Source organism: Tomitella cavernea, from assembly GCF_016599145.1.
Taxonomy (GTDB): domain Bacteria; phylum Actinomycetota; class Actinomycetes; order Mycobacteriales; family Mycobacteriaceae; genus Tomitella; species Tomitella cavernae.
The window spans coordinates 1-8410 of sequence record NZ_JAENKO010000084.1 but is presented as its reverse complement, the minus strand read 5'-3'; the positions used below and the strand labels follow the sequence as shown (position 1 = coordinate 8410).

Below are 8410 nucleotides of genomic sequence, written 5' to 3'. Positions count from 1 at the left end.
CCGGGGCCGACGCACGCGGCGGCCGCGGGGACGGCGACCAGGGTGCCGCCGGCCAGGCCCCCGGCGACGGCGCCCGCGGCGCCCGCGGTCACTGTCGCTGCCGCCCGCTTGTCCGCCTCGGTACCCGATACGCCCTGGTCGCGCTGGTAGTCCGACACGGCCGACTCGACCCAGGAGGCGGTGTAATTGGTGCGCTCAGCGGCCTCGTCGGAGACGTACCAGGGGATATCCGACTGGTAGAAGCCGATCCGCAGCTTGCCCTCGGGCGGGCGGATCGAGCGGACAACACCCGCATCGGTGACCGCATCCCCCTTGTCGGCGGCGGGTGCAGGCGTCGACTGCGCCCCAGCGTCGGCGTTCTCCGGTGCGGCCGTGTCGCCCGACGGAGCCACGGGGGTGTTGACGACCGGCTGCGTCTGTCCCGTCCCGCCGGCGTCGAGGTAGTCCGGTGCGTCACGCATCGGAGCGTTCGCGATCGGGGCCGGGGCCGGCACCCACGTGTCGGCATCGCCGACAGTCTCGGGCTGCGGCGCCGGAGTGGGAGCAGGTGCAGGCTCCGGTGCGGGCGCGGGCGCCGGGGCTTCCTCACTGGTTCCACCAAGGCCCGGCTGGACTCCGGCCGTTTCGCTGTCACCGCCGCCGAGCCCAGGTTGAACGGTTGTTTCATCGGCGCCCACGTCGGCCGCGGGCACCCGGTAGATCGCGGGCTGAGCTGCTACAGCGCTGGTCGCAGACAGAACGCTCGCACCTGTCAGGAAGGTCGCAACTATCGCTGCTCGCGGTGCCGATGCAATCCGGTTGTGCCGTCCACTCATCGTCTCCCCTTCGTCGACGGCCCCTCGCTGATGCATGACGCGGGAGGACTTCTGTTTCTTCATAATCACCTGTTGAGCACTACTGTATCCATAATGATCGCACTCGACTCCCCCGTCAAGTCTTTCACCCTTGTATAACTATCTAGAATAACGTCAGCAGGGTATCAGAACGCGGCCGGAACCGGAGACAATGACAATCACGAATGACCTGGACTGCCCCCGACTAGGAGAAACCGTGCCTCGCAGCGTTGTCCGCGGCTTCTCTGGCGCGCGACTGCGCCAGCGCCGCACCGAGCGCGGTTTCACGATCGACGACCTCGGCGACCTGGCGGGCGTCTCGCCCCCCGTCGTCTCAGGCTGGGAGACGGGAAGATACTCGCCCACCCCCCATCTCCTCGACCGTGTCGCCACGGCTCTGCACATCACCATCCAGGACCTGGTCGTATTGCCTCCGGAGAAGGCCATGCTCAGCGACCTGCGGACGCAAGCCGGACTCACGCAAGCCGATGTCGCCAAGACCCTGGGCATCTCGCCGAGCACCCTGGGGCGGATCGAGAAGGGCCGCAAAGACATCGATGACGAGCTGCCGGCCGCGCTCGCCGAGGTGTATGAGACGACTACCGACCTCGTCATACGCGCCTGGGAACTGACGGTTGCGACACGCGCGGCCCATCTGCGTACACTGTGATATAGCTTTATAGAATAAAATCTCAGCCGCGATGGCTTCGGCGTGTCGCCGCAAGTCCGCCCTCATCACGTGGTTCGCTAGCAGGCAGCACCATTCGGAACCAGGTTCCAGCCGCGAAGGAGGACCCCATGGCGATGCCGTCGAAAGGACAGAGGTCGTATATCCCGGTACGACTCCCGGTTCAGCTCCTCGAGGCCGTGGAACGCGCGCGCGCCAATGAGGGGGTCTCCTCGCGGAGTCAGTACGTCGCTGACGTACTCGCGGAGCATCTCGGTGCCCACGAGCTCGTCGAAGAGAGGGGGAAGCAGCCGCAGACGTTGATCGCCTGATGGACCCCAGATAAAAGAAGAACCCCAGCGCGCCAACGCCGGGGTCTTCCAAAAAGTTGAGAGAGCCGCAGCTACTCGGTCTCTCCATCCCCGAAGGGACTTACCTTGCCTGGTACGTCTCAGGGTAGCTCATACCCTGCAACAGTTTCAACGAACCCAGACGACGAACTCGACGTCGCTCTCGCCGCCGCGAAGAAGCGGGTAAAGCAGGCGGAAGCGTTAGCGGCGGACCAGCGTGGCAGCTCGTTCATGCTGCCTGTGGCCGAGAGCGCCTACACCACCGTCAACGCCTGGACCGGCCGCCACGACTGGCTCAATCAATGCCGGTGGGCCATCCGCACCCCCGACGGCGAGCGCCTGCGCAAGTACCACAAGGTCGCCCTGCCGACGTTCCTCATCGCCATCGTCGCGATCGCGGCGTTCGCCGACTCGCGGACCGGAAGGGACGTGGCCGCCGCCGGCCGAACAATCGCCCGCCACGCAGGTATCGGTAGCGCGAAAACCATCCAACGCACCCGCGCGATCCTGCGCGCCCTCGGCCTCGCCGTCGAGATGGCGCGCGGACGCATCCTCACCGGCGACGAGCACTACGCCGCCGAAATCCACCACGGCGGCCGGCAGCACCGCGCAGCTTCCCGCTGGGCGCTCACAAGCCCCGTATGGGCGATCACCGGAGCCGCAGCCGAGCGTCGCCGCAAGGCCAGCGACTCCCCCGCCAAGGGCAAAAGTCGAGGCAGAAACTCTGTCCACCTATCCCGTTCTTCTTACGTACGTAAGAAGAACTCACCTAAGAAGATAAATCACCAACGCGCGCGTGCGCGCGAGGCAACGCGCCATGCGCCCAACCCCATTCCCCGCCGACCGAGACCCCTGCACCTGCAACGGGCCGCCGCCGAGCTGCTGCGCATCGCTGTAACGCTCGATGACGGCCGACATCCCGGCAGTGTGTGCGACGCCATCGAGTCCGCCGGCATCGACACAACACGCTGGCGCGGCCGCGACATCGCCCGCGCCCTCGACCACGACACTCGCGAACGCGGCTGGGTGTGGCCCCACCGCTCACAAATCACCGACCCCGGCAGGCTGCTGCGCTGGCGCCTCGCGCGCATCGACTTCACCGGCCCCTCCCCCGCCGACCGCGCCGCCGAAGCACACGCCGACCGCGTGCAGCGTGCCGCGGCACGCGCCGCCGATCGAGGCCCCGGCAGCACCCCCGCCGGCCGGGCCGCCGCGCTTACGCTGTTCCGCCGTTCGCAAAAGGCCAAGCAGGAAGAACGCCGAAACCAGAACCGGTGTCTAGGATGAGCACTATCGCTTCCACCTATACCCGCTTAGGAACCCACCGTGAGCACCTTCGGCGACCGCCTGAACCATCTCGTCGAGACCGTCCACCCGGCCTCACGCGGGCCGCTGTCGAACGCCGAGATTGCCCAGGAGCTCACCCGGCGAGGACACAAAGTCACCGCCTCCTACATCGCCCAGATTCGCCGCGGGACTCGTGGGACCACCGGCGTCGCAGGGCAACTGGTCCTGCACCTTGCCAGCATGTTCGGGGTTGAACCGGACTACTTCTACGACGACGACTTCGCCGCGGACACTGATCAGCAGCTCGAACTGATCGCGGCAGTGCGTGACTCGGGAGTCGAGCGCATCGCGACGCGCTCGATGGGCCTCTCCGCAGACGGTCTCGACGCCGTCGAAGGCTTCATCGAGCACCTGCGCAAGGTCGAGGGTATGCGCGCCTCACGCGAGAAGAAGCGCAAGCCAGGAGACGCCGGCACCAAGAGCAAAACCCGCTAGGGCCTGATTGAGAGTGTGATCGCGCAAGACCAGCCGTGACCAGCCGATCAATACAGCCAGTGGAACTGCGAGCAGCGCCCACGGACTGATAAAGCCGACGCCGAGGACGATCCAGGCCCCTGCGACCGCGGTATGCACGCTGATCTTCCACCGGGCAAGGACCGTGATCGCGCCGATGAGCCCGATCGTCGCTACTCCGGCGACCGTCATTGCGACGATCCACGTCGGCGCAGAAGCCGCCAGCTCGATCACCAAGGCGGCCACGGCGAGAGCGATGATGCCGCCGAGGACCGCTGTGCGCTCGTCGCGGTTCGTCACGTGCACATCACCGACACTGCGGCGCGCCATCATCGCGACGATCATCAGGATCGGCAGAATCCCCGCCATCACGGAAACGAACAGCGACCACCACAGATCACCGCGAACGGCCCCGAAAACTACCGGCACCACGGCATTGAGAACCCACGGTGCACCGACGTTGGTGACTATCCGCGCCCACCCGGAAGTTTCTGCGGTCGAGACCGTGCCCTGCGCATCGCCCATTGTCGAAGATCCTCCCCGTCATCGTGTAGAAGCTGTTCCGTGACGCCGGCCGCGTCGGCGAGCTCAGTGACCATCGCGTCCACGTCGTGTGCAGTGTGCAGCGTGCGTGGTGGAGGCGTGCCGACCTCGTCGCGGTACAGACGGCGCACCGCCTGGTACTGGCGCAGCGCCACCACGGTCCGTGCGACGGGTGCGTAGACGCACCCGACCGCGACGAGGAACAACCCCAGCGCGGCGATAGGCACGATTGCGTCGAGAACGGTCGCGGCGATGCCCAAAGCTCCCGCCCATACACAGAACAGGGCCACCAGCCGCACACTGACGTAGGCCAGGCAGAGAGCGGCGCCGGCGCACATCACGGCCATGCCCTGCCGGTGCGGATCGGACAGACCCGCAGAACGTGCCGTGAGCCGCACCATCGCTACCCCGACGAACACCGCGAATACGTCGACGACCACCTCGGCGGCGACGATCCACGGATTGTGCGCCTCCGTCAGCAGTTCGCGGCCGGAGCCCGAATCGCGGCCGGCAATGAAGAAGAAGGCAGCCTCCGTGGCCACGGCCAGCACCGTCAGGTGCACGGCGGTACCTGCCGGCCTGCCGTGGGTCGTCCGTACCAGGGCCAATGCGGCTCCGATCGCCACAATGAGTGCGGAGCGCGACACCAGGAAAGACCAGACCAAACCTGCGCCGAAGAATGAGTCGATCCACGTGGACCACTGTTCGACGTTGATCGCTGCGGCCACTGCCAGGGCGAACAGCACGACGGTCGTCGCAGCGGCCGATGCGCTGCGGGTGCGCCGCCAGCGGACCGCGCGGATGATGCCAGCCAGGGTCAGCACGCCGGCCGCGGCCGGGCCGGCGAGGATCGCCGCGAGTGGCATCAGCCGAACGCGTCCGCGAGAACGCCGGGCCGGGTAGCGCGTCGATAGCCGGCCCGTCGGCGCAGCTCGTAGCAGAGCAGTGCAGCGAACCGCTCCGCCTCCCACTCGATGTGATCCCACTCGACGCGGCTACGGCGCCGGCGCATTGTCCATGCGAACGCGGAGGTGTCCGCGTTCGGCGTCCACCGGTTCAGTGGCACCGCCACGCCTTCGTGGCCCAGCATCATGTGGCCGAGTTCGTGGGCCACTGCACGGTCTCGAGTGGGCAGGCCGCGTCTGACGGCGATCGAGTCCGCATCAGGCCACCAGTACCACTGTGCGGTGATCGCGCTGGGAAGGTTTGCCTCCAGGTCGAGATAGACCGGGCGGTCGCGCAGCTGCTCGATTGCCGGAAGAACCCCCGCCGGCGTGGTCTGATCCGCTCCACACGCGTCCGCACGGTCCAACACCGTCCGTACCGCTCGTTCAACCCGTCCCCGTCGTAACACGGGTCTCATCATCGCTGTGTCGTCCGAACGGTGTATGCGCGCCCCCCTTGTTTGCCGTCACGCGAGTGTCGGCCGTTCCTCGACTCTTTCGACGGCGTCGTCGTGCGGGCCGTGTGGCCTGGGCGTAGTGCCCTGTGCAGCCGCTGGTGGCGGCGGATGTGGCCATCCCATGCGCAACACGACACCTATAGCACCTAATAGACTCCATGATAGGATATGGACTATGATGGACTCCATTGGAATCAGCGGGCCGCGGCGGGTATACGCCGTGTGCAACCAGAAGGGTGGCTCCGGCAAAACCACCAGCACTTACCACCTCGCCCACGCCGCCGCCGCGGCCGGGCGACGGGTTCTCGCAGTCGACCTCGACCCGCAGCGCAACCTCACCGACGCCCTCGCCGCCGACACCTACGACCCTGCCGGCCAGGGCACCCTGTGCGATCTGCTCGAACCGCGCACCACGCTTTCGCCCGCGGACCTGACCGTGGCGGGCATCCGGGAGAACATCACCGTCCTGCCCTCCCCCGGGGTCATCCTCGCCGACGCCGACAAAGCGCCCTGGGCGCAGCGAGTCGGCAGGGAACGTCGCCTCGCCGAGATCCTCGCCGATGCCGACGGCTACGACACCGTGCTCATCGACTGTGGCCCGCACATGGACCTGCTGATGACCAATGCGCTCGCCGCCGCGACCGCCGTCATCATCCCCACCAGCCCCGAACAGTTCGGGCTGCAAGGGTTCGAGGACCTGCTCGACACCATCGACACCGTGCGCACCTACATCAACCCCGCCCTGGTCACTGCCGGTGTCCTGCTCAACCAGGTTGAGCGCACCCGCCGTATGGCCCACTGGAAAAGCGTCCTCGACGATGCCCTCGTCGGGTACGGGCTCGACTACCTCGAACGGCCCATCCAGCGCGCCACCTGGATACCCGAAGCTGTCGAGGCCGGCATCAGCCTGACCGACCTTGGCACCGCCCCGGCACGTGAGCTCGCCCGCGTGTACGGGCAGTGCCTCGACACGATCGCCACCCGAGAGGACCACGTCCATGCCGAGTAAGCCTGAACCCCGCGGGTTGCGGCGCCAGCGGCCGCACCCCGCCGTGCCGGCAGAGCAACGCCCGCCCGAGTCTGCCCGCGGCAATGCGTCCGGCGTGTACCTGGCCAATGGGAAGATCAAAAAGAGCTACTACCTCGAACGTGAGACGGTCCAGCGGCTCAAAGACGCCACGAAGGGCACCGCCAGCCGCGTCGACCTGCCCGACGGAATCTCGGCGATGGCCGATGCCGCGATCAACTTCTACGTCGATCACCTCGAACGTGAATACAACGCGGGCAAGCCGTTCCCCGTCTTCGAGGGGCGCAGCAGGCGAGGCCCCCAGGGATAACTGCAGAAGCGAAGAAGGTGGTCCTGGCGGGAGGTAGGAGTCCCGCCAGGACCTGGCACACCACCAGAAAGGACCTGGTATGTACCAGAACAGGATGCTAACCGACCGTGTCTACCGGCGCCGTCGCCTCGGCGCGCTCATCGTCGTGCTCGCGGTCGGCGCCGTCGTCGTCTACGTGCTCGCCGTCGGAGTGCTGCAAGTCGCCGTGACCTGGGGGTTCGGGGCCGCGTGATCGCGGGTTGCCGCACCGGCCGAACCGGCACTGCCACGATGCGGACCGCACGTGCCCAGCACCATTCACGACGACAGGAGCATCCCATGCGCCACCACCGCATCCGCATCGCCGCCAGTCTCGCCGGCATCACCGCCCTCGCCACCGCAGGCTGCGCCACAACGAGCCTGGACCCCGCCACGCCGGCCGCGGCACCGAGCAGCGCGGCAAGCAACCCGCAGGGAGGCGTCACGACCGGACACCGCCAACGCGGTGTGCTCACCGGCCACACCGAGCCGGCGACCGTGACACGAGTCGTCGACGGGGACACCATCATCGCCGAGGCCGGCGGCACGCAGCTGCGCGTACGCATCCTCGGCATCGACACCCCCGAAACCGTCGACCCCGACCAGCCCACCCAGTGCTACGGGCCCGAAGCCAGCCAGTTCGCGCACCAGATGCTCGACGGCAAGACCGTCACGCTGCGCACCGACCCCGTGCAGGACACCGCCGACCGGTACGGCCGCGCCTTGCGGTACGTCGAGCTCGACGGCACCGGCGACTACTCGATCGCCGCAGCCCGCGGCGGCTACGCGAAGCCATACGTCTACCACGACAACCCGGTGCGCAAGGCCGGGCAGATCGCAGCCGCCGCCGCGGACGCCCGCACCGCCGGCCGCGGACTGTGGGGCGCATGCCCGCAATAGACCCATACAACGGCAACACCCGTAAAAGAGTCTATTGACATCGAATACGCCTAATGTGTGTCGACGGCGCCGCAGCACGCCGCCGAGGAAGGGATGACCAGTAATGACCCCCACCCCGTACGACCTCTACCAGCAGCTCTATGAGCGGCGTGACCAGCTTGCCGAAGTGCGGGCCACCATCGACAAGGCCGTTCTCGCCTACGGCAGCCTCGACCCCGCCGCCGTCGGCACCGACACGCTCGGCGAACCGGTCAGCGGACCCGCTGCGCTCGATGAGACCCGCGACGCGCTCGCCCGTCTCGCCCGCATCCTCACCCTCGCCGACACCGCCTGGGACGAAGCCACCCGGCGGGCAAGCCGCCTCCGCGAAAACCCCACCACCAGCGCGTAAAGGCTCACATTGGCCCCGGCCGGGCCCTTCCGCGGCTTTCGTAGCTCCCGCGCAGGTCGCCACGCCGCGGTGGCCGTGTGGCCGCGGTGTGCCTGCCTGGCCGGCCCTGGGGGCGCGGCGGCGGTGGTGGGGGAGCGGCCCGCCTGCCGGCGGGCCGGCCGGGCGGGGC

The 8410-nt window shown here is 67.9% G+C and carries 13 protein-coding genes; 9 read left to right on the top strand and 4 right to left on the bottom strand.

Features of this window, described 5'->3' with window-relative positions; translation table 11 throughout:
* Nucleotides 1–461 (bottom strand): hypothetical protein (locus JJ683_RS18115; RefSeq protein WP_372435340.1); only part of this gene is annotated, 461 nt, incomplete at its 3' end.
* Nucleotides 462–1050: 589 nt separating this feature from the next.
* On the opposite strand from JJ683_RS18115, the gene JJ683_RS18110 reads away from it, so the two are divergent.
* From JJ683_RS18110 to JJ683_RS18095, 4 genes are all read left to right on the top strand, one after another.
* A complete protein-coding gene (locus JJ683_RS18110; protein WP_200176173.1) occupies nt 1051–1503 on the top strand; it encodes a helix-turn-helix domain-containing protein in 453 nt (150 codons plus the stop codon).
* Nucleotides 1504–1631: 128 nt separating this feature from the next.
* The gene (locus tag JJ683_RS18105; protein ID WP_143910935.1) at nt 1632–1832 is read left to right on the top strand and encodes a ribbon-helix-helix domain-containing protein; all 201 of its coding nucleotides are present in this window, start codon (nt 1632–1634) and stop codon (nt 1830–1832) included.
* A 105-nt stretch (nt 1833–1937) separates the two neighbouring features.
* On the top strand, nt 1938–3137 hold the full coding sequence (locus JJ683_RS18100; protein ID WP_207280364.1) for a Rep protein: 1200 nt from the start codon (nt 1938–1940) through the stop codon (nt 3135–3137).
* A 39-nt stretch (nt 3138–3176) separates the two neighbouring features.
* Complete coding sequence (locus JJ683_RS18095; protein ID WP_200176169.1) at nt 3177–3632, top strand: transcriptional regulator; 456 nt, start codon at nt 3177–3179, stop codon at nt 3630–3632.
* Here the strand turns inward: JJ683_RS18095 and JJ683_RS18090 are convergent.
* The 3 genes from JJ683_RS18090 to JJ683_RS18080 are packed head-to-tail and all read right to left on the bottom strand — an operon-like array spanning nt 3576 to nt 5508.
* On the bottom strand, nt 3576–4175 hold the full coding sequence (locus tag JJ683_RS18090; protein ID WP_200176167.1) for a phosphatase PAP2 family protein: 600 nt from the start codon (nt 4173–4175) through the stop codon (nt 3576–3578). The genes JJ683_RS18095 and JJ683_RS18090 overlap by 57 nt on opposite strands.
* Nucleotides 4118–5059, bottom strand: a complete 942-nt coding sequence (locus tag JJ683_RS18085; protein ID WP_200176165.1) for a hypothetical protein — start codon at nt 5057–5059, stop codon at nt 4118–4120. Before JJ683_RS18085 ends, JJ683_RS18090 begins: the two co-directional genes overlap by 58 nt.
* Nucleotides 5059–5508 (bottom strand): ImmA/IrrE family metallo-endopeptidase, encoded by a 450-nt coding sequence (locus JJ683_RS18080; protein ID WP_200176163.1) that lies wholly within the window; start codon nt 5506–5508, stop codon nt 5059–5061. The genes JJ683_RS18085 and JJ683_RS18080 overlap by 1 nt, the downstream gene beginning before the upstream one ends.
* Nucleotides 5509–5770: 262 nt before the next feature.
* On the opposite strand from JJ683_RS18080, the gene JJ683_RS18075 reads away from it, so the two are divergent.
* From JJ683_RS18075 to JJ683_RS18055, 5 genes are all read left to right on the top strand, one after another.
* A complete protein-coding gene (locus tag JJ683_RS18075) occupies nt 5771–6604 on the top strand; it encodes a ParA family protein (protein WP_200176161.1) in 834 nt (277 codons plus the stop codon).
* A complete protein-coding gene (locus JJ683_RS18070; RefSeq protein WP_200176159.1) occupies nt 6594–6932 on the top strand; it encodes a hypothetical protein in 339 nt (112 codons plus the stop codon). Before JJ683_RS18075 ends, JJ683_RS18070 begins: the two co-directional genes overlap by 11 nt.
* Nucleotides 6933–7026: 94 nt before the next feature.
* Nucleotides 7027–7164: a hypothetical protein gene (locus JJ683_RS18065; protein WP_200176158.1), complete on the top strand. Its 138-nt coding sequence runs from the start codon at nt 7027–7029 to the stop codon at nt 7162–7164.
* An 86-nt stretch (nt 7165–7250) separates the two neighbouring features.
* The gene (locus tag JJ683_RS18060; protein ID WP_200176157.1) at nt 7251–7850 is read left to right on the top strand and encodes a thermonuclease family protein; all 600 of its coding nucleotides are present in this window, start codon (nt 7251–7253) and stop codon (nt 7848–7850) included.
* A gap of 103 nt (nt 7851–7953) precedes the next feature.
* The gene (locus JJ683_RS18055; protein ID WP_143910888.1) at nt 7954–8241 is read left to right on the top strand and encodes a hypothetical protein; all 288 of its coding nucleotides are present in this window, start codon (nt 7954–7956) and stop codon (nt 8239–8241) included.
* Nucleotides 8242–8410: the final 169 nt, after the last annotated feature.

What these genes read in the sequence shown, in the direction of transcription:
- JJ683_RS18060 (WP_200176157.1), top strand. Translation starts at nt 7,251, where the DNA reads ATGCGCCACCACCGCATCCGCATCGCCGCCAGTCTCGCCGGCATCACC.
- JJ683_RS18070 (WP_200176159.1), top strand. Translation starts at nt 6,594, where the DNA reads ATGCCGAGTAAGCCTGAACCCCGCGGGTTGCGGCGCCAGCGGCCGCAC.
- JJ683_RS18055 (WP_143910888.1), top strand. Translation starts at nt 7,954, where the DNA reads ATGACCCCCACCCCGTACGACCTCTACCAGCAGCTCTATGAGCGGCGT.
- JJ683_RS18105 (WP_143910935.1), top strand. Translation starts at nt 1,632, where the DNA reads ATGGCGATGCCGTCGAAAGGACAGAGGTCGTATATCCCGGTACGACTC.
- JJ683_RS18085 (WP_200176165.1), bottom strand. Translation starts at nt 5,059, where the DNA reads ATGCCACTCGCGGCGATCCTCGCCGGCCCGGCCGCGGCCGGCGTGCTG.
- JJ683_RS18090 (WP_200176167.1), bottom strand. Translation starts at nt 4,175, where the DNA reads ATGGGCGATGCGCAGGGCACGGTCTCGACCGCAGAAACTTCCGGGTGG.
- JJ683_RS18065 (WP_200176158.1), top strand. Translation starts at nt 7,027, where the DNA reads ATGCTAACCGACCGTGTCTACCGGCGCCGTCGCCTCGGCGCGCTCATC.
- JJ683_RS18075 (WP_200176161.1), top strand. Translation starts at nt 5,771, where the DNA reads ATGATGGACTCCATTGGAATCAGCGGGCCGCGGCGGGTATACGCCGTG.